This window comes from Streptomyces sp. NPDC001914, from assembly GCF_042891215.1.
In the GTDB taxonomy this organism is placed as follows: Bacteria; Actinomycetota; Actinomycetes; order Streptomycetales; family Streptomycetaceae; genus Streptomyces.
The window spans coordinates 568,071-592,651 of the sequence record NZ_JBIASW010000003.1 but is presented as its reverse complement, the minus strand read 5'-3'; the positions used below and the strand labels follow the sequence as shown (position 1 = coordinate 592,651).

At 71.5% G+C, this 24,581-nt stretch carries 16 protein-coding genes; 11 read left to right on the top strand and 5 right to left on the bottom strand.

The annotated features are described in order from the left end of the window. Positions 1-87 precede the first annotated feature (87 nt). The 3 genes from ACFYYF_RS11845 to ACFYYF_RS11835 all read left to right on the top strand — a co-directional run bounded on the left by ACFYYF_RS11845 (position 88) and on the right by ACFYYF_RS11835 (position 6,265). Positions 88-834, top strand: coding sequence for a TetR/AcrR family transcriptional regulator (locus ACFYYF_RS11845; RefSeq protein WP_388774053.1), 747 nt, complete (start codon positions 88-90; stop codon positions 832-834). A gap of 186 nt (positions 835-1,020) precedes the next feature. Next, positions 1,021-5,529: an aminotransferase class I/II-fold pyridoxal phosphate-dependent enzyme gene (locus ACFYYF_RS11840; protein ID WP_388774379.1), complete on the top strand. Its 4,509-nt coding sequence runs from the start codon at positions 1,021-1,023 to the stop codon at positions 5,527-5,529. Continuing rightward, on the top strand, positions 5,513-6,265 hold the full coding sequence (locus ACFYYF_RS11835; protein WP_388774050.1) for a class I SAM-dependent methyltransferase: 753 nt from the start codon (positions 5,513-5,515) through the stop codon (positions 6,263-6,265). Before ACFYYF_RS11840 ends, ACFYYF_RS11835 begins: the two co-directional genes overlap by 17 nt. Here ACFYYF_RS11835 and ACFYYF_RS11830 read toward each other — a convergent pair. Together ACFYYF_RS11830 and ACFYYF_RS11825 are read right to left on the bottom strand one after the other, a co-directional pair. Next, entirely contained in the window at positions 6,248-7,105 is an 858-nt protein-coding gene (locus tag ACFYYF_RS11830; protein WP_388774047.1) for a GNAT family N-acetyltransferase, read from the bottom strand. The genes ACFYYF_RS11835 and ACFYYF_RS11830 overlap by 18 nt on opposite strands. A 249-nt stretch (positions 7,106-7,354) precedes the next feature. After that, positions 7,355-8,104, bottom strand: coding sequence for a chaplin family protein (locus tag ACFYYF_RS11825; RefSeq protein ID WP_388774045.1), 750 nt, complete (start codon positions 8,102-8,104; stop codon positions 7,355-7,357). A gap of 265 nt (positions 8,105-8,369) precedes the next feature. Between ACFYYF_RS11825 and ACFYYF_RS11820 the strand changes: the two genes are divergently transcribed. Beyond that, on the top strand, positions 8,370-9,950 hold the full coding sequence (locus ACFYYF_RS11820; protein ID WP_388774042.1) for an alpha/beta hydrolase: 1,581 nt from the start codon (positions 8,370-8,372) through the stop codon (positions 9,948-9,950). A 92-nt stretch (positions 9,951-10,042) separates the two neighbouring features. Further along, positions 10,043-11,620 carry an FMN-binding glutamate synthase family protein gene (locus ACFYYF_RS11815; protein WP_388774040.1) on the top strand — a complete coding sequence of 526 codons (1,578 nt, stop codon included), beginning with the start codon at positions 10,043-10,045 and terminating at the stop codon, positions 11,618-11,620. A gap of 70 nt (positions 11,621-11,690) precedes the next feature. On the opposite strand, the gene ACFYYF_RS11810 is transcribed toward ACFYYF_RS11815, so the two are convergent. Together ACFYYF_RS11810 and ACFYYF_RS11805 are read right to left on the bottom strand one after the other, a co-directional pair. Next, complete coding sequence (locus tag ACFYYF_RS11810) at positions 11,691-12,953, bottom strand: arginine deiminase (protein ID WP_388774037.1); 1,263 nt, start codon at positions 12,951-12,953, stop codon at positions 11,691-11,693. A gap of 33 nt (positions 12,954-12,986) precedes the next feature. Continuing rightward, positions 12,987-14,405, bottom strand: coding sequence for a basic amino acid/polyamine antiporter (locus tag ACFYYF_RS11805; protein WP_388774035.1), 1,419 nt, complete (start codon positions 14,403-14,405; stop codon positions 12,987-12,989). A 203-nt stretch (positions 14,406-14,608) separates the two neighbouring features. Here ACFYYF_RS11805 and ACFYYF_RS11800 point away from each other — a divergent pair, with 203 nt between their 5' ends. The 3 genes from ACFYYF_RS11800 to ACFYYF_RS11790 all read left to right on the top strand — a co-directional run bounded on the left by ACFYYF_RS11800 (position 14,609) and on the right by ACFYYF_RS11790 (position 18,270). After that, on the top strand, positions 14,609-15,622 hold the full coding sequence (locus tag ACFYYF_RS11800; protein ID WP_388774033.1) for a Gfo/Idh/MocA family protein: 1,014 nt from the start codon (positions 14,609-14,611) through the stop codon (positions 15,620-15,622). A gap of 219 nt (positions 15,623-15,841) precedes the next feature. Then, positions 15,842-16,522 carry a TetR/AcrR family transcriptional regulator gene (locus tag ACFYYF_RS11795; RefSeq protein WP_388774030.1) on the top strand — a complete coding sequence of 227 codons (681 nt, stop codon included), beginning with the start codon at positions 15,842-15,844 and terminating at the stop codon, positions 16,520-16,522. A gap of 281 nt (positions 16,523-16,803) precedes the next feature. Next, a complete protein-coding gene (locus ACFYYF_RS11790) occupies positions 16,804-18,270 on the top strand; it encodes a PP2C family protein-serine/threonine phosphatase (RefSeq protein ID WP_388774028.1) in 1,467 nt (488 codons plus the stop codon). A 202-nt stretch (positions 18,271-18,472) separates the two neighbouring features. Here the strand turns inward: ACFYYF_RS11790 and ACFYYF_RS11785 are convergent, their stop codons facing one another. Next, a complete protein-coding gene (locus ACFYYF_RS11785; protein ID WP_361682619.1) occupies positions 18,473-19,975 on the bottom strand; it encodes a hypothetical protein in 1,503 nt (500 codons plus the stop codon). A gap of 230 nt (positions 19,976-20,205) precedes the next feature. On the opposite strand from ACFYYF_RS11785, the gene ACFYYF_RS11780 reads away from it, so the two are divergent. The 3 genes from ACFYYF_RS11780 to ACFYYF_RS11770 form a co-directional block, all read left to right on the top strand. Further along, positions 20,206-21,345, top strand: a complete 1,140-nt coding sequence (locus ACFYYF_RS11780) for an aminoglycoside phosphotransferase family protein (RefSeq protein ID WP_388774026.1) — start codon at positions 20,206-20,208, stop codon at positions 21,343-21,345. Between the two features lie 263 nt (positions 21,346-21,608). After that, complete coding sequence (locus ACFYYF_RS11775; protein WP_388774023.1) at positions 21,609-23,579, top strand: N-acetylmuramoyl-L-alanine amidase; 1,971 nt, start codon at positions 21,609-21,611, stop codon at positions 23,577-23,579. A 352-nt stretch (positions 23,580-23,931) separates the two neighbouring features. Further along, positions 23,932-24,581 (top strand): PAS domain-containing protein (locus ACFYYF_RS11770; protein WP_388774021.1); only part of this gene is annotated, 650 nt, incomplete at its 3' end.

Sequence of the window (24,581 nt, the reverse complement as noted above, 5' to 3'; positions counted from 1 at the left end):
ACGTACATCTCTGCCCCATAGGCGCATAGAGTCGAGAAGAGCGGGATTCTCGGGTGGCCGGGCGGTCGGGCCGTACGGAGGCGGGACATGGCCAGGGAACGGGCACGGGACAGCAGCGGCGAGGCCGCCAAACCGGCGCGGCGCGCCAGCGACCGGGGCCACTACGGCCGGCTGAGCCGGCAACGCGTGCTCGCCGCCGCTCTGGAACTCGTGGACGAGGAAGGGCTCTCGGCCCTGAGCATGCGCCGGCTCGGCGCCCGGCTCGGCGTCGAGGCCATGGCCCTCTACCGGTACGCGGAGGGCAAGGACGCGCTGCTGGACGGACTCGTCGAGGCCCTCCACCTCGAACTGGACGAGCGCCTGTCGGCCGGTGCCCCCGAGGGCTCCGCGGCGCCCGGCCCGGACGCGTGGCGCGACGAACTCCACCGCATCGCGCGGGCGATGTACGAGGTCTGCCTCGCCCATCCGCAGGCCGTACCGCTGCTCGCCACCCGCATGCTCGCCGTTCCGCTGGCCCGCAGACCGCTCGCCGTGCTCAAGGAACACGAGCGGGTGCTCGCGCTGCTCCACGACGCGGGGCTCGGCCCCGCCCGCACCGTGGCCGTCTTCCGTGCCTTCACGGGCTGGGTCCTCGGCTACGTGTCCGTGGAACTGCGCGCCATGGTGGACAACCCCGAGGAGGAGGACCCCGCCTTCCGGCTGGGCCTGCACCGGATGCCGCCCCAGGAACTGCCCCGGCTCCGCGAGATCACCGCGACCCTCGCCGGACACGGCGGACCGGAGGGGCTGGACGCCGGACTCGACGCTCTGCTGGACCGCTTCACGCAGGACTGAAGATGCACCCGCCCGCCCCCCGTGCCTACGATCAAGATGCCCCGTAACCCGGCGAACGGTCCAGTGCCGTCCGACGTAGGGAGGCGGTTCGGCTTGCGGCGGGCACATCGCCTCTCGGGCGGCTTCCTGCGGTCACGACGCCTCGGCGTGTACGCCCTCCTGGTCGCGGCCACCACCGTCATCTACATGGCCGTTCCCGCGACCCGGACCCCGTTGTGGGCCGTCATCGGACTCGGCGGCGTCGCCGCCATGATCACGGGAATCGTCGTCAACCGCCCCGGCCACCGCTGGCCGTGGGTCCTGCTGGCCGCGGGCCTGCTGGCGTTCGCCGCGGGCGACTCGTCGTACAACGTGATGGAGTCCTACTTCCACTTCAACAACCCGTTCCCCTCCGTCGCGGACGCCTGCTACCTCGCCGTCTATCCCCTGTTCGCCGGCGGTCTCTACGGCCTCGTCCGCTACCGCTGGCCCGGACACGACCTGCCCAGCCTGCTCGACGCGCTGATCTTCGCGCTGGGGCTCGCGCTGCCGGTCTGGGTCTTCCTCGTGCAGCCGCTCACCCATGTGCCGGGCATGACGTGGCAGCAGCGCGCCATCAGCATCGCCTACCCGATCGGCGACGTCCTCGTCCTCGCGATGCTGGCCCGCCTGCTGGCCGCGAGCCCCGGCTCCGGCCGCATCCGCTCGGTGCAGCTCCTCGTTCTGGGCACCGCGACGCTGCTCACGTTCGACATCGCGTACGGGATTCTCCAGCTCAACGACCTGTGGCAGACCGGGACCCTGCTGGACTCCGGCTGGATCGTGTTCTACACCGCCTGGGGACTCGCCGGGCTGCATCCCTCCATGGTGGAGCTGACCCGGCCCGTGGAGCGGCAGGAGTCCCTGCGTCCGACGCGCCGCCGGCTGTTCATGCTCGCCGCGGCCACCCTCGTGGCACCCGGGATCCTGCTGTACGAGGGACGGCGCGGAAGCGCCCAGGACGCCGCCGTGATCGCGGTCTTCTCCGCCGCCCTCTTCCTGCTGGTGATCCTGCGGCTCTCCGGGATGGTGGTGGCCCACCGCAGTGCCGTGGCACGTGAACTGGCACTGCGCACCGCGGCCACGGCCCTCGTCGCGGCGGTCCGACCGAACGACGTGGCGCGGGCCTGCGACACCGCCATCAGCACGTTGTTCGGGCCCAAGGTCGAGCACCGGAGTCTGGTGCTGTCGGCCGAGTACGCGAGCGGGCTGGCGACCCGCCGCTCGCACCTGGTGCCGACCGCGGAGCTCGGAGCGGACATCGCGGGCCGGCTCGACGGTCTGCCGACCACTCTGGTCTGCCCCATGATCCCGCCCGACGAGCCGACCGGGGAGCTGCCGGGCGTGCTGATGGCGGCCGGCCCCGAGCAGCAACTCCGCGAGATCCAGAGCTCGCTGGAGATCCTGGCCTCGCACGCCGGTCTGGCCGTGGAACGCATCGCGCTGCGCCAGGAGATCATCCGCAAGGAGAGCGAGGCGTACTTCCGCACCCTGGTGCGCAACGCCTCGGACGTCATCCTGATCGTCGAGGACGACAACACGGTCCGGTACGCGAGCCCTTCCGCGCGGGCCGTCTTCGGCCAGGTGGAGCTGACCGGGGTACCGCTGCCCGAACTGGTGGACTCCAGCGACCGGACACGGGTGGTCAGGGGACTCGGCGCCCTGCGCAACGGCGGGTCCCCCGAGACCCACGACCACTGGTGGGTGCTGCGCGACGGCAACCGCATCGAGGTCGAGGTGCGCTGCAGCGACCTCCGCAAGGACCCCACGGTCGCCGGTCTGGTCATCACCCTGCGGGACGTGACCGAGCAGCGTCGCCTGGAACACGAGCTGACGGAACGGGCGTTCCACGATCCGCTGACCGGACTGCCGAACCGGACCCTGCTCCTGGAACGGATCGAGCGCGCCCTGCTGCGCAGCCGCCGCGGGACGACGCTCACCTGTCTTCTCTTCATCGACCTCGACGACTTCAAGATGGTCAACGACACGATGGGGCACTCCACCGGCGACCATCTGCTGACCGCCGTCGGCGAACGGCTCTCCGGAGCGCTGCGCCGCACGGACACCGCGGCCCGGCTCGGGGGCGACGAGTTCGCGGTGCTGATGGAGGACGCGAAGAAGCCGCTGGACGCCGAACTCCTGGCCGCCCAGGTGATCCAGGCGCTGAGCAGGCCGTTCAGTCTCCGCGAGGGCTCGGTGAGCGTGTCCGCGAGCGTCGGCGTGGCCACCGCCAGGGACAGCACGGACGCGGAGGAACTGCTCGGCCACGCCGACCTCGCCCTCTACGCGGCCAAGGCCGCGGGCAAGCGGCAGTGGCGCAGGTTCCTGCCGCGGCTGCGGGTGCGGATGGTGGAGCGGCACGATCTCCAGGCACGCCTGGACGGCGCGGTCGCCCGGTCCGAGTTCACCCTGCGCTACCAGCCGGTCGTCGACATCAACGCGGGCGAGGTCGTCGGTTTCGAGGCGCTGGCCCGCTGGCCGCATCCGCAGCACGATCCGGTTCCACCCGACCAGTTCATCGCCCTCGCCGAGGAGACGGGGCACATCACCCCCCTCGGCGCGTGGGTCCTGTCGAACGCCACCACCGACATCGCCGGACTCCAGCGCACGGCCGACGGGGCGGACCCGCCGTACGTCAGCGTGAACGTCTCCCCCCGCCAGTTCCGCGACAGCGGGTTCCTGGGCGAGGTGCGCAGGGCGCTGGAGACCCCGGGACTCGCCCCGGGTTCGCTCCAGCTCGAACTGACCGAGACGGTACTGATGCGCCGGGACGCGCAGATTCAGGCTGTCCTGTATTCGCTGAAGGACCTCGGGGTACACATAGCCGTAGACGACTTCGGCAGCGGCTACTCCTCACTGCGGTACCTGCGTGACTTCCCCGTCGACGTACTGAAGATCGACAAGACGTTCATCGACGACATCGCGCTGGACACCCGGCAGGTCGCCCTCGTCGAGGGCATCGTCGGCCTGGCCGACACCCTGGGCATCCAGGTGATCGCCGAGGGGATCGAGGATCCGGCGCAGCGGGATCTCCTGGCCGGCATGGGGTGCCGGTTCGGACAGGGTTTCCTCTTCGCCCGGCCGATGACGGTGCAGCAGAGCGAGTTCCTGCTGCGCCAGCGCGACGGGGTTCGCAGCCCGGTACGGTCCGCCGCCAGGGCGGCGGAAACGAGGTACTCCATGGCACAGACGGATCCGGATTCCGCCGGCCCCGGCACGACCCCGCCCGCCCTGCCCGCGGCGACGGGCGGTGACGGCGACGGCGGGCGGCCGAACGGCTCACGGACGGACGGCGGGCGGACGACCGACGGCAAGGCGACCGACGGCGAGCGGACGGACGGCAACCAGGCGGACAGCAACCCGGCGGACGGCAAGCAGACCGGGAGCACGGAGTCCGACGGCGTGCGACCCGACGGCACCCAGACGGACAACACCCGCCGCTCCAGGCGCTGGCGAGACCTGGAGCACCTGCGGCAGACCAGCCCCATGAGCGACGCCGTGCTGGACGAGGTGCGGGGCCGGCACATCCGCAGCGGCGACCACTGGCTGATCGACTTCGCCTCTTGCAACTACCTCGGCTTCGACTGCGATCCGGAGATCATCCAGGCGATCGAGCCGGCCGTGCACCGCTGGGGCACCCACCCGAGCTGGTCCCGGCTGATCGGCAGCCCGCGCCTGTACCCCGACATCGAGGAGCGGCTCGCCGACCTGCTCGGCGCTCCGGACACGCTGCTGCTGCCGACGCTGACCCTGATCCACGCCTCGGTGATCCCCGCCCTGGCGGGCCAGGGCCATGTCTTCGTCGAGGCCACGGCGCACCGGACCGTGTTCGACGGCTGCGTGGGGGCCCGCGGGCAGGGCGCGACGCTGCACCGGTTCCACGCCGGACGCCCCGACGAACTGGCCGCCATGCTGGACGCCGTACCCGCCGAACTGCCCCGTCTCGTCTGTCTGGACGGCGTGAACAGCATGACCGGGAACATCCCCGACCTGCCGCGGCTCACCGAGGTGTGCAGGCCGCGGAACGCCCTGCTGTACATCGACGACGCGCACGGCTTCGGCGTCATCGGAGAGCGTGGCCCGAACGAGTCGTGTCCGTACGGGGACCGCGGCAACAGCATCGTGCGGCACTCGGGGGAGTCGTACGAGGGGATCGTGCTCGTCGGCGGGTTCTCCAAGGCGTACTCGTCGCTGCTGGCGTTCGTGGCGCTTCCCAGCGCTCTCAAGGACCGCCTCAAGACCGCGGCGGGCCCCTACCTCTACTCGGGCCCCTCCCCCACCGCCTCCCTCGCCACGGCGATGGCGGGTCTCGACGTCAACGACAGCCGCGGGGACGAGATCCGGGCCGATCTGTACCGCAAGACCGGGCGGGTGCTCGACCATCTGGAGGAACTCGGGGTGGGCACGCTCAACACGGACCGTCTGCCGATCATCGAGATCCCTCTCGCCGACGCCGACGACCTGGACGTGGTCGGCGGGTTCCTGTGGGACAACGGCATCTACGTGACCCTCGCGGCCTATCCCCTCGTACCACGCGACCGGGTCGGTTTCCGGCTGCAGCTCACCGCGCTCAACTCCGACGAAGACGTCGACCGGCTCAACGACACACTCACCCGGCTCACCGAGCGTTATCGGCTGCGGCCGAGGGACGGAGTCAGCGATGGCGGTTCTGAATGACGACGTGAACTGGGACAGTTGGCCCGTCGAGGACTATCTGTCCGAGAACTACCGCGAGTTGCATCCCGCGGACGCGGCGGTCATCAGCCACCACAGCGCGTTCTACCGCGAGTTGGCCCCGGGCAGTGTGAGCCGGTCCGTGGAGGTCGGGGCGGGTCCCAACCTCTATCCGCTGATCCTGGCGTCCGCCGCGAGCCGCCGGATCGACGCCGTGGAGGCGGGCGCCTCCAACGCCGCATATCTGGCCCGGCAGTTGAGCGGACCACCGGAGGAGAGCTGGCTGCCGTTCCACGCGTTGTGCCGCAGCCTCAACCCGGACGTCCCCGACACGCTGGAGGGGGCCCTGTCCCCGGTGCGTCTGGTGCACGGCGACCTCAGGTCCATCGAACCGGGCGGTTACGGCCTCGCCTCCATGCACTTCGTGGCCGAGGGGGCCACCGAGGACTTCGAGGAGTTCAAGGACTTCTGCCGCCGGTTCGTCCGGTGCGTGGTGCCGGGCGGGCATCTGGTCGCCGCCTTCATGGAGAACATGCCGACCTACCGGATCGGGGCCGAATCCCGCTGGCCCGGCTGTCCGGTGGACACGGACGTGATCACCGAGGTGTTCACCCCGCTCACCGACCGGCTCACGGTCAGCCGCATCCAGTCGGACCCGACCCTGCCGGACTACGGGGACTCCGGGATGGTCCTGCTCACCGGGGTCGCGGCCGCCGGGGACTCAGCCGAGTTCCAGTGACGTCACCCCGAACACGCGCTCGCCGGCGAACTCCCTGACAGGACCGGTGTACATGCGGGCCGTCTCGAAGGAGGGGCCCAGACCGAGCTTCCCGACCAGGGCGACGGCCTCCGCGTTCGCCTGGGGCACGTCGACGGCGAGGGTCCTGCCGTCCGCGTCGGCGGCCAGCGCGGCGAACAGGGCACGGGCGTCGGCGGCGGTGTCGGCGAACAGGGGGCCGACCCGCAGGGAGTCGCGCGCCGGACGGAGCACGGCGTACCCGCAGAGCCGGCCGCCGTCGGCGTGCCGGACGAAGGTGCGGTGTCCGGGGGCGGTCAGCCACGACTCCAGGAACACCGGCCGGTCGGCCGGGTAGCAGGCGGCGTCGTACGCCGTGATCGCCGCGTGGTCCGCGGGACCGGCCGCGCGCACGCCCGCCGGCCGCTCCCCCGCCGGCACCACACCGGTGAACCGGGCGGTCCGGTAGGCGAGTTCGAAGCCGGACTTGCGGTAGTTGTCCTGCTGCGCGACCACGCCGTCGAGGCCGACGGTCCGGTCGCCCGCGTGGGCGAGGGCCGTCTCCCAGGTGGCGAGGCCGTAGCCCCTCCCGCGCAGATCGGGGCGCACGAGATAGAAGCCCAGGAAGGCGTAGTCGGCGCTGTAGTTGACCACCGAGACCGCCGAGACCGGCTCCCCGTCGAGGCGTCCGACGAAGAAGCCCTCGGGATCCTGTGCGAAGAAGCTCGCTCCGTCGGACAGGCCGGGATTCCATCCCTCGTCCGCGGCCCAGCCGACGACGACCTTCCAGTCCTCGAGCGTGGCCTGGCTGACGACGAGGCCGTCGGGTCCCGGAGAGGTCATGGGGCACTCCAATGCGTACAGGTCGAAAGGCGCGCCGGCGGACGGACGCGCGGTGCGCCGGCCGGTCGCTCGCGCAGCATCCTTGCCGATCTCCGTGCCGATCGCAGCGACGGGCACCGCGCACCGGAACGGATTCGGCCACCTCACCGCAGCCTCCCGGAACGCCGGGTCCGCGAACGGAGGCCGGGCGTGAAGGAGGCTCCACCGGTCACCCGTCCGATGGAGCCTCCTGCTCGTGACCGCCGCGGGTCAGCGCACCGCGCCGGGCCGGAACCGGCGGAACAGCACGGCGCCGCCGAGCAGCATCGCGGCGCTTCCCGCGATGGCCGGCAGCACGTCGTCCGCACCCGTGTGGGCGAGGGAGGCCATGGCCCCGTCCCGCTCCGTGGCCCGCTCCACGGTCGTGGGGGCGGGAACCGCCGCCGCCGGCGTGGACGGCTTCGGGGCGGGCTTCACGCCGTGGTGGGGCTGCACCGGCTTGGCGCCCGAGGTGTTGACGGACTCGTTCCCGACAGCCGGGTTGCCGAGGCCGACGACCGTCACGGAGTTTCCGCTGAAGTTGACCGGGAGATCCACCGGAAGCTGCAGGCCGTTGCCCGAGAGCACACCCGGCGAATCCTTTCCGCGGCCGTGCGCGACCGCGCCCCCGCCGTCACGGCTGTCGCCGGCGACCGTGCCGCCACGGCCGTTGGCGGCACCGTGCGCTCCGGCTCCCCCGTGCCGTACGCCGCCGCCGGTCGCGGCGGAACCGCCTCCGGAGCCCTGATTGGCGCAGCGGTTGCCCGCGGCGGGGTTGAGCAGCCCGACCACGTTCACCGTGTTCCCGCACAGGTTCACGGGCACGTGCACGGGGAGCTGGACGGTGTTGCCGGAGATCACGCCGGGCGAACCCGCCGCCGCGCCGTCCGCCGCGGAGTCGGCGTGCGCCGGCACCACCGCGGCCAGCGCGCCCGAGGCGGCGGCCGCGGCGATCAGACCATTTCGGGTCACCCGTTTCATTCGTTCACTGCCTTCCTGACAACGACGTGGGCGGTCGCCCACATTGCCAAGAACGTCTGCGAACGATCCGGGTTATGGCTTGTCGACCTTTCACCCCTTCGAGCGGCACCCCTTTCGAACGGCCGCCGCACCCCCTACGGGGGACGCCGGCGCGGGTCGGGGGGCGGCGGCCGGTTCCGCCCGCCCGGAGGCGTGCCCCAAAAGCCGCGTCTATCGTGATCCGGGAGGTATCGCCGGTCCACCGCAGGCGACCCTGGAGGCAGGCATGCTGTCCGTGCACCAACGCTTCGCGGTCGTGGGAGCCGCCACCGCGACGCTGACCCTGCTGGCGGCCGGTCTGCCGGCGGCGGCGAGCGCCGCCGACGGGCCCGACCTGTCCCGCTTCTACCACCAGAAGGTCACGTGGGCGGCCTGCAGGGGCGAGGGCATGCCCAAGGACCTGCAGTGCGGCAAGATCACCGTCCCGCTGGACTACGCGCGGCCGGACCGGGGCACGCTGGACCTGGCGCTGGCCCGCTACCGGGCGACGGGCCGTTCGCGGGGTTCGGTGCTGCTGAACTTCGGCGGTCCGGGCGGCGCGGGCGTTCCCGGGCTCGCGGCGAGCGGCAAGGACTTCATGGGGCTGACGAACGGCTACGACGTGGTGACCTTCGACCCGCGCGGAGTCGGTCGTTCCTCGCCCGTGAGCTGCGGCGACGGCGCGGACGAGATCTTCGGGGCCGCGGCGGCCGGCACCGACGTGCAGGCGGCGCTCAAGGCGGTCAAGAAGGCGGCCGACATCTGTGCCCGGCACTCGGGGGCGGTCCTGCCCCACATCGGCACGGTCGACGCCGCCCGCGACCTGGACGTGATGCGCCAGGCCCTCGGCGACAAGAAGCTCAACTACCTCGGATTCTCGTACGGCACGCGGCTCGGCGCGGTGTACGCGGCCCAGTTCCCCAAGAAGACGGGACGGATGGTGCTCGACGGGGTCGACACCCTCACCGAGCCGATCACCGAGCAGGGCCGCATAGGCGCGGAGGGGCAGCAGACCGCGCTCGACGGCTTCATCACCTGGTGCGCGAAGAACCTGGCCTGCCCGTTCGGCCAGGACCCGCGCAGCGCCGGCGAGCAGATGGTCCAGCTCGTCAAGTCGCTGGACGAGGACCCGGTGCCCTCGGAATTCGGCCAGGACTTCACCGGACAGGACCTGGTGGGGGCGATGAGCCAGGCGCTCTACAGCAAGGAGATGTGGCCCGTCCTCGAACAGGCGCTCAGTCTGCTGATCCAGGACGGCGACACCCACGGACTCCTCCAGCTCTACGGCGGCATCTCCCTTCCCGCCACCTCCACGCCCGTCCGGCAGGGTCCGCCGCGAAACGGCGGGCTCGTGGACGAGGAGGACGTCCCCCTCGACAACCTCCCCGCCGCCCTGATGGCGATCAACTGCGCCGACGACCCCGACCGGCCCGGCGCCGGTGAGGTCGCCCGGCAGGTCGCCGCCCTGCGTGCCGCCTACCAGGAGGCGTCGCCGGTCTTCGGGCAGTACCGGCTCGCCCAGGTGCTGATGTGCTACGGCCGCCCGAAGGGCACCGACTACATACGCGAGAAGGTCCGCGACGTACCCGCCTCGAAGATGCTGCTCGTCGGCACCCGCGGGGACCCGGCGACCCCGTACCGCTGGACGCTGGAGACCGCCAGGCGCCTCGGTTCCTCCGCCGTGGTGCTCGACAACAAGGGCGAGGGGCACACCGGGTACACGTCCTCGAAGTGCGTGCACCGCAAGGTCGACGACTATCTGCTGTACGGGTCGCTGCCGGCCAGCGGCAGCTCCTGCGGCCCGGAGGACGACACGGACGGCTACTGACGGACACCCCCGCGGGGTGAGAGTCGCTCCCCGCGCGGACGCCCCGGTCTGCGGCTTTCGTCCCGATGGGTTTGACTCGGGGTGTGCGCCGGATGCTCCCACTGCTGCTCGTCGCCCTCGGTGCGGCCGGGGCGCTGCTTCTGGCGGGCACCGTCTCGGCGTGGTGGTGGTGCGCGGCGGGCCCGCTGCTCGCGCTGACCGGGCTCGGCGCCCGCGACCTGGCGCAGCGCCGCCACTCGCTCCTGCGCAACTATCCGCTGGTCGGCCGACTGCCCTTCCTGCTGGAGGCCGCGCGTCCGAAGGTCCGGGAGTCCGTGCCCGGGCGCGAGGCCGGCGGGCGGCCTCACGACCGGAGCGTCCGCGCCCTCGTGTACGAGCGCGCCGAGGGGACCGACGGAGACGGGGCGAAGGCGTTCCACGGCACGGAGCACGACGTGTACCGGGACGGTCACGAGTTCCTGGAGCCGTCGTTGCGCCCGGTCGAGGTGCCGGACGAGCCGCCCGTCGTCCGGGTGGGTGGCCCCGACTGCACGCAGCCCTACGACATGGCGCTCCTGAACGTCTCCGCGCTGAGTTTCGGGGCCCTGTCGTCCAACGCCGTCCTGGCGCTCAACAGGGCCGCCGCGCTGGGGGGTTTCGCGCACGACACCGGCGAGGGCGGCCTCTCGGACCACCATCTGCGGGGCGGCGGTGACCTCGTCTGGGAGATCGGCACGGGGTACTTCGGGTGCCGCACCCCCGAAGGGGACTTCGAGGCACGGGAGTTCGCCGACAAGGCGGCGCTGCCCGAGGTCAAGTGCGTGTCGCTGAAGGTCTCCCAGGGGGCGAGTCCCGGGTCCGGCGGTGTGCTGCCCGGGGTGAAGGTGAGCGCGGAGATCGCCCGGGAGCGCGGTGTTCCGAAGGGCGTGAGCGTGGTGTCGCCTCCGTGTCACCGGGTGTTCTCGACACCTAGGGAGCTGGTGCTGTTCGTCGCGCGGATGCGGGAGCTCGCGGGCGGCAAGCCGACGGGCTTCAAGCTGTGCGTCGGCTCGCGGCGCGAGTTCCTGGCGGTCTGCAAGGCGATGCTCGCCGAGGGGGTGACCCCCGACTTCGTCGTCGTGGACGGCTCGGAGGGCGGCACGGGGGCCGCGCCCGCGGAGTTCGCCGCCGGTCTCGGCACGCCGCTGACCGAGGGGCTGATCACCGTGCACAACGCGCTGGTCGGCACCGGACTGCGCGACCGGGTCCGCATCGGCGCGAGCGGCGGGGTCGCCACCGGCTCGGACATCGTCGGACGGCTTCTCCAGGGCGCCGACTACACCAACGCGGCCCGCGCGATGATGCTCGCCCTCGGCTGCGTCCGGGCCCGGCGCTGCCACACGAACACCTGCCCGACGGGAGTGGCGACCCAGGATCCGTACCGGGTCCGCGCGCTGGACGTGGCCGACAAGTCGGAGCGGGTGCGGCGTTACCAGCGGGCCACCGTGCTCGGCGCGGGCCGGATCATGGCCGCGATGGGCGTACGGGAGCCCGGCGGCCTCACCCCGGACCGGCTGCTGCGGCGCGTCGGGCCTTCCGCGGTGCGGTCGTACGCGGAGCTCTACGAGTGGCTGGCGCCCGGGGTGCTGCTCGCGGAGCCGCCCCCGTCCTGGGCGGCGGACTGGGCCGCCGCCGATCCGGACGTCTTCTGAGCCCCGGAGCGGCGGCGGCCCCGGCCGGCGACATCCGGTCCCCCGCACCGCACCGGACCTGCGCGAGGCGTCAGAAGTCGACGGGGTCCCGCACGATGGGGCAGGTCATGCAGTGGCCGCCGCCGCGTCCTCGTCCCAGTTCGGACCCGACGATGGTGATGACCTCGATCCCGGCCTTGCGCAGCAGGGTGTTGGTCTGGGTGTTGCGGTCGTAGGTGAACACCACACCGGGCTCCAGGGCGACGGCGTTGTTGCCGCTGTCCCACTGCTGGCGCTCGGAGGCGTACACGTCGCCGCCGGTCTCGACGATCCGCAGTTCCGGCAGCCCCAGCGCCTCGGCGACGACGTCCGTGAAGGCGCGGGATCCCTCGTCGGTGAGTTCGACGCCGGGCGCCTTGTCGCTCGGCCGCAGGGAGAACGTGTGCACCGAGTCCATGATGGCCGGATACAGGGTGACGAGGTCGCGGTCGGCGAAGGTGAAGACGGTGTCGAGGTGCATCGCGGAGCGCAGTTTCGGCATGCCCGCGACGACGATGCGTTCGGCCGCTCCGCCCTGGAACAGGGCCGCGGCGACCTGGCTGATGGCCTGCCGGGAGGTGCGCTCGCTCATGCCCATGAGGACGACCCCGTTGCCGACCGGCATGATGTCGCCGCCCTCGAACGTGGCCTGGCCCCAGGAGAGTTCGGGGTCGCCCCACCACACCTTGGAGCCCGCGAAGTCCGGGTGGAAGGAGTAGACGGCCTTCATCAGGAGCGTCTCGTCGTGCCGGGCCGGCCAGTAGAGCGGGTTGAGGGTCAGCCCCCCGTAGAGCCAGCACGTGGTGTCGCGGGTGTAGAGGGTGTTGGGCAGCGGCGGCATGAGGTACTCGCGCACGCCGGTCGATTCGCGGGCCAGGGACAGGTAGCCGGTGCGGAACTCGTCGGGCAGGTCGGCGGTGGACAGTCCGCCGATCAGGAACTCGGCGAGGGCGGCGGGTTCGAGGGTTTCCAGGAAGGCCCGTGTGCCGTCGACGAGTCCGAGTCCGACCTCGTTGGCGGTGATCTTCCGGTCGAGGAGCCAGTCCTTCGCGGCGGGCAGGGCGACGGTCTGGGCGAGCAGGTCGTGCAGTTCCACGACCTCCACCCCGCGCCCGCGCAGCTTGTTGACGAAGTCGGCGTGGTCGCGCTGGGCGTTCTCCACCCACATCACGTCGTCGAAGAGCAGGTCGTCGGCGTTGGTGGGGGTGAGTCTGCGGTGGGCGAGACCCGGCGCGCAGACCAGGACCTTGCGCAGCCTGCCGACCTCGGAGTGGACGCCGTACGGCGGACGGCTCGTGGTGTCTTGACTGGTCACGGTGTGCCTTTCTCCCGGGTGGAGGCCGACGGGTCACAGACTGATCCAGCCCAGCGCCAGGGCGACGATCCCCAGGACGGCACCGGCGACCGAGACGACGAGGATGACCAGTTCACGGGGCGAGAACGGCGTCCTGCCCTGTTCGCGGCGCGCCATCACGAACAGCACGGTGGCGGGCGCGTAGATGATGAAGGAGACGAGGAGGTACTTCAGCCCGGCCGCGTACAGCAGGAAGGCGGTGTAGAGGGTGGCCAGCGCGGCGACGACGAGATCGCCGCCGAACCGGCGCCGGGCGATCTTCAGGGCGAAGGCCGCCGCCAGCAGGAACGGGATCAGCGTCAGGGCACTGGTCAGGTCGAGCGCGAAGTTGAAGGCGTCGTCCGAGAAGAGGGTGACGACCAGGACCACCTGGGTGAGCAGGGTGGTCAGCAGCAGTGCGGGCACCGGCACGTCGGCCCGTGTGGAGCGGGCCAGGAAGCGGGGCATGTCCTCGTCCTTGGCCGCGACGAAGAGCACTTCGGCCGCCATCAGCGTCCAGGCGAGGTAGGCGCCGAGCACCGAGACGATGAGGCCGACGCTGACGAAGACCTCGCCCCAGTTGCCGACCGCGCTCTCCAGCACCCCGGCCATCGACGGCTGCCTGAGCTCGGCGATCTCCGCCATGGGCAGCAGCCCGTACGACACGATCGTGACCGAGGCGAAGACGGCGAACACGCTGAGGAAGCCGAGGACGGTGGCCCGGCCGACGTCCTCGCGGCGCTTGGCGTGCCGGGAGTAGACGCTCGCACCCTCGACGCCGAGGAACACGAAGACGGTGGCCAGCATGGTGCCCCTGACCTGCTCGAAGAGTGAGCCGGCGTAGGCGGCGCCGCCCCAGTTCTCGGCGAAGACACGGGGCTTGAGATAGAAGAGCGCCAGGACGACGAAGACGAGGATCGGGACGATCTTGGCCACGGTGACGATCCGGTTGATGGCCGCCGCCTCCTTCACCCCGCGCCGGATGAGGAAGAAGAAGGCCCACAGGCCGACCGAGGAGAGCACGACGGAAAGGACGGTGTCCCCGTCGCCGAGCGCGGGGGCGATGGCCCCGATCGTCGACATGATGAGCACCCAGTAGGTCACGTTGCCCACGCAGGCGCTGGCCCAGTAGCCGAAGGCCGAGAAGAATCCGAGGTATTCGCCGAAGCCGGCCTTGGCATAGGCGTAGACGCCCGCGTCCAGGTCGGGTCTGCTGACGGCGAGCCGCTGGAAGACGAAGGCGAGCATCAGCATGCCGGTGCCGGCGACGGCCCAGGCGATGAGCGCTCCCGCGACACCCGTCTCCTGGGCGAACCGCCTGGGGAGGGAGAACACCCCGGCGCCGACCATGGAGCCGACCACCATCATGGAGAGCGTGACCAGGGTCAGCTTGGCGGAAGGCGCCGCCTCGGATTCCGTGTCGACCTGCGTCATGGGTGTCCTGCGGGGAGGGCATCGTCGTGCTCGACCACGATGCGGGCAACGTCAATCTGGCGACCTGAGCGACATTAACAACCAATTGCCCGGAATGTGCACCGAAGACCGGCGTCAGGGTGCTGCGCCATCGATCTCCGCGGCCGACAATCGGATCACCGGGCCGCTGTGGTCCCGGCAGTCGTCGGAGAGGTGCGCACCGCGTGAGTGAGCTGTTGGGTGTGGCGGTACTGGGTGCCGGACACATGGGAGCCGACCATGTACGCCGCCTGGACCGGGTGGTGAGCGGTGCCAGGGTCGTCGCCGTGGCGGATCCCGACACCGGTCGCGCCGAGGAGGCGGTCGCCGGGATCGACGGCGCCTCGGTCCACCCCGAGGCGGAGGCCGCGCTCGACGCGCCCGGGGTGGAGGCCGTCCTGGTCGCCTCCCCCGGCCCCGCGCACGAGGAGGCCCTGCTCGCGGCGTTCGCCCGAGGCCTCCCGGTCCTGTGCGAGAAGCCGCTGGTGCCGGAGTCGGCGGGGGCGCTGCGGGTGATGGAGGCGGAGATACGGCTGGGGCGCCGGCTGGCGCAGGTCGGGTTCATGCGCCGCTACGACGCCGAGTACCGGCGCCTGAAGTCCCTGCTGGACAGCGGCCGGCTGGGCCGCCCGCTGATGCTGCACTGCACCCACCGCAACGTCTCCTCGCCGCCCGGCTTCACCTCGGAGATGCTGGTCAACAGCTCCGTCTCGCACGAGATCGACGCGGCACGCTGGCTGCTGGGGCAGGAGCTCACCGCGGTGACCGTGCTGCGCCCCCGGCCCTCCGCGACCGCACCCGAGGGGCTGATCGACCCTCAGTTCGTCCTGTTCGAGACCGCCGGCGGCGCCCTGGTCGACGTCGAGGTCTTCGTGAACTGCGGGTTCGGCTACCAGGTGGCGTGCGAGGCGGTGGGCGAGGCGGGGAGCGCGCGGATCGGGGACGAGCGCTCCCTGGCCGTGACGACGGCGGGCGGCCGGCGCGAGGAGGTGGCGCAGGACTATCTCGTGCGCTTCGCCGACGCCTACGACCGTGAGGTGCAGGCCTGGGTGGACGCCACCCGCGCCGGCCGGGTCACCGGCCCCGGGGTCTGGGACGGGTACGCGGCGTCCGCCGTCGCCGAGGCGGGGGTCCGGGCGCTGGAGAGCGGGAGCCGGGTGGCCGTCGAACTCGTCCCGCGCCCGGACCTCTACGCCTGACCTCCACGCCTGACCTCCACGCCCGACCGCTCCGCCGGCGGACGGAGGTCGGACGCATTCCGGCGGGCCGCCCCGAGGGTGTCGGCCCGCCTCTTCGCGTCGACGCGCGCGGGGCGGTGACGGCGGCGGTCCGGCCACGCCGGATGGTTACTGACTATCGCATTCGTGATAGGCTCTAACAGTACCGACTTCCGCAACCCGACACGAAGAGGCGACGACGTGGCCGCAGACACCCGGAGCGGGACCGGTCCGCGCGACCGGTTCCGCGCGCAGGTACGCCAGGAAGTGAAGACCGCGGCGCTGCGCCAGCTCGCCGAGGGCGGCCCGGAGGCGCTGTCGCTCAACGCGATCGCCAAGCAGCTCGGCATGACGGGCCCCGCGCTCTACCGCTACTTCGCCAACCGCGACAGCCTGTTGACCGACCTCGTGGTCGACGCCTACGGAGACCTGGCGTCGGCCCTCGCCCGGGCGGCCGGGACCGGTCCGGCCGACCCGGCCGAACGGCTGACCGGGCTGGTGCACGCCTACCGGGCCTGGGCACTGGCGGAACCGCACCGCTACCGCCTGCTCTTCCGGGCCCCGCTCCAGGGTTACGACGCCCAGGCCGCGGACCTGGTCGACGCCTCGCAGCCGGCCATGCGCGTACTCCTCGACACGGTGAGCGCCCTGGCCGAGCCGAAGCCGGAGGCCGCGGGAGGCACGGCGGCGCAGTTCCTTCAGTGGCGCGAGCGGCACGGTTTCCAGGGCGTTCCGGAGGCGGTCGCCGCGCGCTCCACCCTCCTGTGGGCCCATCTGCACGGCATGGTCGCCCTGGAGATCGAGGGCAACTTCGCGTCGATGGGCATCGATCCGTCCTATCTGTACGAGGCCGAGGTGACGGATTTCGTGCGTTCGCTCTGAACTGGCCCGAGCACTCGCACAAACGCCCTTCGAACAGCAGAATGAAAGCCGCGCACAGGACCGACCGCCACCCTCAAGTCACGTACGGTGTCTACGACTTGACCTCGTCCGGCGACTACCTCATCAGGACCGGTCACCCACTCCGGGAGGACTGCGGCATATGCCAGAAGCATGACCGTATCGGGTGTTGCCAAACCACTTACAGTGCGTCGCGGGCTGTGCGACAGTCGTAGCGGTCCTTCCGTCACCGAGGTCGTACCGTCCCCGCATCGGAGTACGTCATGCCACCCCATCTCTCTGCGGACCGCCCCGCCGCCCAGCCGCCCAGCCGCGGCACGGTCGATGCGCTCATCTCGCAGACCCGCGCCCTGCGCGGCGAGGTGGACGCGGTACGGCGTGAGGCTCCCGCCGACGAGGAGGACGCGCAAGGACGCTGGCAGCGCGCGCTGTGCAATCTGGCGCTGCACCAGCTCAACGACCTGGACGCGCACCTGGCCCAGCTCCGGGACGGACCGACGGAGCTGCCCGTCCTCCCCGAGGCCACCGCCGCCGCCCGGACCACGCCGGCCCCACCCGCGCACGGCTCACTGCTGAGCCGGGTGGGCAGCGCCGAGTGGAACCTGCTGACGGACGAGGCGAGTTGGTCCGGCGAGCTCTACCAGATCCTGGGCCGTGACGCCGCCGCACCCCCGCTCACCCTCGACGAACTGCCCTCGCTGGTCCTCGACGAGGACCGGCCGATGCTGACGGCGATGGTCACCGACTGCCTCATCGACGCCAAACCCATCGACGGGGAGTTCCGCATCGTGCGCCCCGACGGCGGCGTACGGACCGTGCACATGATGGGCGAGCCCATGCTCGACGCCGGCGGCAGCACCGCCTCGATGTGGGCCGTGCTGCGCGATGTCAGCGAACTGCGCCGCAGTCAGCGGACGGTGGGCGAGACCCGGGAATCCCTCCAGCGCCAGCGGCATGTCGCACGGACCGAGCACCGGCTCGCGGTCGAACTCCAGGAGGCCGTGCTGCCGCCCTGGCGCGGCTCCCTGCGCTTCCCCCGCCAGGGGCCCCGGGCGCTGGACGTGGCGGCCCACTATCTGCCGTCGTCGAGCAGCGCGCTGATCGGCGGCAACTGGTACGACGCCCTCGAACTCCCCGACGGGGAGACCCTGTTGAGCGTGGGCGACCTGACCGGCCACGGAGTCACCGTGACGTCGGGCATGGCGATGCTGCTCGGCGCCCTGCGCGGCATGGCGGTCGCCGGCACCCGGCCCGGCCAACTCCTCTCCTGGCTGAACCAGTTGCTCGACGCCACCGTGCAGCCCGCCCTGGGCAGCGCCGTCTGCTGCCGCTACCTCCCCGCCACCCGCACCCTGAGCTGGGCGCAGGCAGGGCACCCCGCCCCGCTGCTGTACCGCGACGGGACGGGGCGCGCGCTGTCCGCACCGGACGGCGTCCTGCTAGGCGCCACCTCGGGCGCCGTCTACGGGCAGGCCGAGGAAAGCCTCCAGGTGGGCGACCTGCTGCTCCTGCACACCGAGGGACTGGTCCCCCGGCGACCGGAGGGCCCGCACCCGGACGGGACCGGGGGTCAGGAAGGAGCGAGGGCCGTCCAGAGGCTGCTCGACCTGGCCCCACGCTTCGGCGAGGCCCGTACGGCTCAGGACTGTATGCGGATGGTTGTCGAGGAGTTCGGCGGAACCGAGCGCGAGGACGACGCCTGCGTGCTCATCGCCCGGATCGGATCCTGACGCCGGGGACGTCGAGGACGTCGAAGACGACAGGGATGCGGGGACGCCGCGAACACCGAAGCCCGAAGGCACCGGATCCGGACGGAACGAAGAGACGGCCGGGACGGGCATCCCCCCGGACATCCTCCCCTGGCGGCGGCTGACGTCGTTGTCAGCCGGGCCGCCGCGGCGCAACCGGCGCGACCTGTGCGACCGGTGCGCTCTAGACGCGCGTGCTGTCGCCGCGCCTGGGCTTGAGCGAACCCTTCGGCAGCGCGAGTTTGATCTCCTCACGCAGATCGCTGATCTTCGGATAGCTGGAGTACTGCCCGGTCAGCCGGTACATCTCGCGCAGCCGGTCCCAGGTGCGATGGGAGGAGTTGGCGCCCATCGACGTGAGGGCAAGTCGCGCGTAACGGTCCGCCTGTTCGGGGTCGTCGGCGATGAAACAGGCCGACGCGAGCGAGATGTGGTCGAAGATCTTCGACCGGTCCCGCCCCGACTCCCGCAGTTTCAGGGCCTCCTTGGCGTGCCGCTGCGCGATCACCGCGGCGGCCGGCTCGTGTTCGGCGAGCGTGCGGTAGGCGAGCGCCTGCATGCCGTGCATGTCGGCCTCGTCGAACAACTGCATCCAGCTGGGCGGGGGTACGTCACCGCGATCGGAGACGAACAGGTCCTCCGCCACACCCAGGGTGCGCCGCATGGCCTGACCCTTGCCCATGGACGCCTGCGCCCAGGCCTCGATGGTGTGCAGCATCGCCTGGGTGCGGGGCAGTACCTCGTCACCCGAACCGGACTTGGCGAGCTTCATGAGGTCCAGTGCGTCGTCCGGCCGGCCCAGGTGCACCATCTGGCGGGCCGCCCGTGAGAGCGCCTCCCCCGCACGGGGCCGGTCGCCGCCCTCACGGGCCGCGTGGGCGGCGATGACGAAGTACTTCTGAGCCGTGGGCTCCAGGCCGACGTCGTGCGACATCCAGCCCGCGAGGACGGCGAGGTTGGCGGCGACGCCCCACAGGCGCCGCTGGAGATGGTCGGGGTGATGGTAGGAGAGCATGCCTCCCACTTCGTTGAGCTGGCCCACCACGGCCTTGCGTTGCAGCCCGCCTCCGCGGGCCGCGTCCCAGGCCCGGAACACCTCGACGGAGCGCTCCAGTTCCTCAACCTCCTGCGACCCGATGGGGGCGGCCTCATAGCGGTCGAACCCGGCGGGGTCGGCGTGCAGGGGGTCTTCGAACTTCGGAGCGTCGGCCGTCAGGGCCGGATCGGTGTGCAGCCAGTCGTGCATGGCAGTGCTGAGTGCGGATCCCGCGGCGAGCGCGGCACCCGCGCCCACCAAGCCGCGTCGGTTGAGCATGAGGTCCATTCCCGTGAATTCGGTGAGGACCGTGGCAGTCCGCTCGGGCGCCCACGGCACTCCGTCGGGATGTTCCACACTCCCGGCGGCACCTTGCCGTTTCCCCGCACGCCCGTGCCTGACCAGACCGAGGTCCTCGATGGTCACGACACGGCCGAGACGCTCGGTGAACAGAGCCGCCAGCACCCGCGGCACCGGATCGCGCGGGATCTCTCCCATGTCGATCCACCGCCGCACCCGCGAGGTGTCGGTCGCCAGCTGGGGGTGGCCCATGGCCGCCGCCTGCCGGTTGACCAGCCTCGCGAGTTCACCCTTGGACCAGCCGGCCAGGCCGAACAGGTCCGACAGACGAGTGTTGGGTTGTCCGTTCACGTCAAGCCCCCAGGTTCTCGGCTGATTTCGACAGTAACCGTCTGTCAGTTGCTGAGCGACTATTCGCCAGGGTTCGCCAGGGTGCGCCAGATGGTGTGCCAGTGGACGTCGGGTGTCAGGTAGGAACGCGCCACCCCGACCCGGTTGCCAGGGACATTCCCCAGGATGAACCAGGCGGCCGGGGCGGGAGCGCGGCAACTCGCAGGCACACGAAGGGATCTGTTTCGCCCATGTACACAGCATCGTCCTCCGTGTCCGCTCCGCCCCGGTCGTTTCACGCCCGCCCGGTGGGCAGCGGCCCTTACCTCGACCCCACGCGTCAGCCGGCCCCCGTGCTCGGTGCCGCCCGGACACGGCGCGCTCCGGGGCTCGGCACCCAACCGCTCAGCGGGAGACTCGACTTGTCCGGCCCCCAGGGGGCCCAGCTACGCACGGCGATCGCGTCGGTGCACCGGATCTGTCCGGAGTTCGCTCCGGTCCAGGTGCTGCGCCGCAGCGGACGCTCCGTGCTCCTCGTCGGCACGACAGGACGCAGTACGGCCGTCGCCAAGTGCTTACTGGACCACTCCCCCGCCTGGGCCGAGCGGATCCGGCACGAAATAGCTGCATACCGTCTGTTCGTCCGGCACCGCCCGCCTGTGCGGGTGCCCCGGCTGATCGCGGCGGATCCGGACAACTGCACACTGGTGATCGAGCGCATGCCGGGCCGGGTGGCCGCGCTCCAGCGCCACCCGGTCGAGGCCCCGCCCCGCGCGGACATCCGCGCCGCGCTGAGCGCCATCTGCCGGCTGAACGCCTGGCGCCCCCCGGCCGGGACCTTCAACGCCCCGCTGGACTACGCGGAACGCATCTCCCGCTTCCACGAGCTGGGCCTGCTCACCGACCGGGACATGGGCGACCTGCAGAAGCTGGTGCACGGTATCGCCACGACCTCCGGCCGCCAGGGCATGGGCCAGTTCTGCCACGGCGACGCCCTCCTGTCGAACATCCTTCTCTCACCGGCCGGTCCAGTGCTGGTGGATTGGGAGCACGCGGGCTGGTACCTGCCGGGCTACGACCTGGCGACGCTGTGGGCGGTCCTCGGCGACGCTCCCGTGGCACGCCGTCAGATCAGCCAGCTGGCGCAGACGGCGGGCCCGGCGGCACGGGACGCCTTCCTCGTGAACCTGATGATCGTCCTGACCCGCGAGATCCGTACGTACGAGATGGCCGTGCAGCGTTCCCTGCACGACGCGGCCCCGGCGGCAGCGGGACCCACCCACCCGGCTGCTGCGCCGTCCGGCGAGGAACAGCGGCTGCTGCTGAGGCGGCTGCACGACGACTGCCAGCTCGCCCGGCGAGCCGTGCGAGCGGCCGTCGGTACTCGCTGAAGGGGGACGGAGGTCCGCGGTCACGCCGACACACCGGCGCGCCGCGGACCTCCTTCGTGCACGACCAGCCGTTCGGGGCAATGGTCCACTCCACTGACGCCCCGCAGGCCGGGAGGCCGTCCGCCACGAAACCCCCTCCGCCCTCCCTGACATGGGAAATCGCCTCCTGCTGCGCATGATTGACGGATCGTCGGAGAGCCGGTAGCACTGACGCGTTCGGCTCTCGCACGCCCCACAGCGCTCGACCGTCCCAGGAGGCTGCTTTGCACCGGTCCGCCACCGAACCCCAGGGCACCACCAGGCACAGACGTGCGCGCAGAACCGCGGGAGCCGTCGCCTCGGCGGCGCTGCTGCTGCCGCTGCTCGGCGCGGCCCCTTCGGGCTCCGCCGTGGAGGCACCCTCGAACGGGTTGCAGGGGGCCTTCACCGCCGCGGCCGCCGAGTACCACGTCCCGTCGAGCGTGCTGCTCGCCGTTTCGTATCTGCAGTCCCGCTGGGACACGCACGCCGGCGCCCCGAGCGTCACCGGCGGCTACGGTCCCATGCACCTGACCGACGCCCGTACGGCGATCACCGCGACCGCGCATCACGGCGACGGCACGGAGGACGCCCGCGGCGACAGCTCGCGCTCCGCCCTCCTGCCGGACGTGCGCGTGCCGGAGGACTCCCAGCTCCCGGACCGGCTCAAGACCCTGACGAAGGCCGCCGACCTCACCGGTCTGCCGGCACAGCGGCTGCGCACCGACGCGGCGGCGAACGTCGCGGGCGGCGCCGCCCTCCTGGCCGCCGCGCAGCGGGACCTCGGCGAGCCGCTGAGCGAGAACCCCGCCGACTGGTACGGAGCGGTGGCACGCTTCTCGGGGGCGGACGACAGCTCCACCGCGGCGGCCTACGCCGACGACGCGTACGACGTGATGCGCACCGGTGAGCGGCGCACCACGGACACCGGCCAGCAGGTGACGCTCGCCGCCCGGCCCGGCCTCAGCCCCGACACCGCGCAGCTGCGCCGTGCGGGACTGCGGACGGCCTCCGCCGACGGCACCGAGTGCCCGAGGACCGTGTCCTGCGAGTGGATCCCCGCCCCCTACGAGGAGTTCGGCGAGGGCGACTACGGCAACCACGACCTGGGTGACCGGCCCGCCGCGCAGAGCATCAGGTACATCGTCATCCACGACACGGAAGGCACCTGGGACGGGGTGCTCAACCTCGTCCAGGACCCGACCTATGTGTCGTGGAACTACACCCTGCGGTCGACCGACGGGCACATCGCCCAGCACGTGAAGGCCAAGGACGTGGCCTGGCACGCGGGCAACTGGTACATCAACGCGAAGTCGATCGGACTGGAGCACGAGGGCTTTCTGACCGCGCCCGACACCTGGTACACGGAGGAGATGTACCGGGCCTCCGCCCGCCTGGTGCGGTATCTCGCCCGGAAGTACGACATCCCGCTGGACCGGCAGCACATCCTCGGGCACGACAACGTCCCCGGCCCCACGGCCTCCACCATCCCGGGCATGCACACGGACCCGGGCCCGTACTGGGACTGGCAGCACTACTTCACGCTCCTGGGCCACCCCTTCCACCCCGCGTACGGCAAGGGCGCCGAGCTGGTGACCGTCCTGCCCGACTTCGACGCGAACCAGCCGGTGTACACGGGCTGCGTCACCAAGGGCGAGCCGTGCGCAGCGCACGGCTCCAGCGAGGTGCGCCTGTACTCCCAGCCGGACGAGAACTCCCCGCTGATCCAGGACATCGGTCTGTACCCGAAGGGCGACGCCTCGACGACCGGCGTGAACGACGTCGGCTCGCGCGTCTCCACCGGACAGCGGTACGCGGTCGCCGGACGGGACGGCGACTGGACGGCGATCTGGTACCTGGGCCAGAAGGCCTGGTTCAAGAACCCGCACAAGCAGCCGACCGCGGTCAGGGCGTCGGGGCCGGCCGTCACACCCAAGGCGGGCCTGGCGGAGATCCCCGTGTACGGCAGGGCGTACCCGGAGAAGGAGGCGTACCCGGCGGGCGTGCCCGTCCAGGCGGTCTCGCCCCTGCCGTACAAGATCCTCGCGGGCCAGCGCTACGCGGCCGGTGACAAGGTGCCCGGAGAGTACTTCTACTCGCCGACCTTCGACACCACACCGCACCGGGTCGTGATCGGTACGGACATGTACTACGAGATCCAGTTCGGGCACCGGGTGCAGTTCGTCCGGGCGGCGGACGTGGACCTGGTTCCGTAGACGGTCCGGCGTTCCGGGGCCGGGCCCGTGCCGAGCGGGCGCGGCCCCGGAGCGCCGAAGACAATGACACCGGCAACCGACCAGGGAAAGTGCCGTCCAGGACAGGTTCGGCCGCGGTCGGGTCAGTTAACGACATGTAACCGCACGCCTGCTCTCCGTACGCTCTGATGGGCCGTTCACGAACACGGCACACCCTGGGGCAGGCATGGGCAACTTCGTCAATGAGACTTCAGCGCGGCCCGCCGGTGCGGCGGTCCCCCGGCGATGCGCGTGCGGTGGCGAACCGCGCAACGACGCTCCGGCGGGGGCCGAGGAAAGGTTTCGGGGTCTGCTGGAGGCGGCACCCGATGCCATGGTCATCGTCGACGACACGGGCACCATCAAACTCGTCAACGCCCAGACCGAGGCCCTCTTCGGCTACACCCGCGAGGAACTGCTCGAGCGCCCCGTGGAACTCCTCGTACCGGGCCGCTTCCGCGCCCACCACACCTTCCACCGCGACGGATACGCCGACAACCGCCAGGTCCGCCCGATGGGCGCGGAACTCGAACTGCACGGCCTGCGCAAGGACGGCACCGAGTTCCCCGTCGAGATCAGCCTCAGCCCGCTGGAGACCACCGACGGACTCCTCGTCTCCGCCGCCGTCCGCGACGTCAGCGACCGCAAGGCGGCCGAGGAAAGGTTTCGGGGTCTGCTGGAGGCGGCACCCGATGCCATGGTCATCGTCGACGACACCGGCACCATCAAACTCGTCAACGCCCAGACCGAGGCCCTCTTCGGCTACCGGCGCGAGGAACTGCTCGGCCATTCCGTCGACCTCCTCGTTCCCGGCAGGTTCCGCGGCCACCACCACCGGCACCGCAACGGCTACACCGACAACCGCCAGGTGCGCCCGATGGGCGCCGGACTCGAACTGCACGGCCTGCGCAAGGACGGCACCGAGTTCCCCGTCGAGATCAGCCTCAGCCCGCTGGAGACCACCGACGGACTCCTCGTCTCCGC

What these genes read in the sequence shown, in the direction of transcription:
- ACFYYF_RS11845 (WP_388774053.1), top strand. Translation starts at nt 88, where the DNA reads ATGGCCAGGGAACGGGCACGGGACAGCAGCGGCGAGGCCGCCAAACCG.
- ACFYYF_RS11840 (WP_388774379.1), top strand. Translation starts at nt 1,021, where the DNA reads ATGGCCGTTCCCGCGACCCGGACCCCGTTGTGGGCCGTCATCGGACTC.
- ACFYYF_RS11835 (WP_388774050.1), top strand. Translation starts at nt 5,513, where the DNA reads ATGGCGGTTCTGAATGACGACGTGAACTGGGACAGTTGGCCCGTCGAG.
- ACFYYF_RS11830 (WP_388774047.1), bottom strand. Translation starts at nt 7,105, where the DNA reads ATGACCTCTCCGGGACCCGACGGCCTCGTCGTCAGCCAGGCCACGCTC.
- ACFYYF_RS11825 (WP_388774045.1), bottom strand. Translation starts at nt 8,104, where the DNA reads ATGAAACGGGTGACCCGAAATGGTCTGATCGCCGCGGCCGCCGCCTCG.
- ACFYYF_RS11820 (WP_388774042.1), top strand. Translation starts at nt 8,370, where the DNA reads ATGCTGTCCGTGCACCAACGCTTCGCGGTCGTGGGAGCCGCCACCGCG.
- ACFYYF_RS11815 (WP_388774040.1), top strand. Translation starts at nt 10,043, where the DNA reads ATGCTCCCACTGCTGCTCGTCGCCCTCGGTGCGGCCGGGGCGCTGCTT.
- ACFYYF_RS11805 (WP_388774035.1), bottom strand. Translation starts at nt 14,405, where the DNA reads ATGACGCAGGTCGACACGGAATCCGAGGCGGCGCCTTCCGCCAAGCTG.
- ACFYYF_RS11790 (WP_388774028.1), top strand. Translation starts at nt 16,804, where the DNA reads ATGCCACCCCATCTCTCTGCGGACCGCCCCGCCGCCCAGCCGCCCAGC.
- ACFYYF_RS11780 (WP_388774026.1), top strand. Translation starts at nt 20,206, where the DNA reads ATGTACACAGCATCGTCCTCCGTGTCCGCTCCGCCCCGGTCGTTTCAC.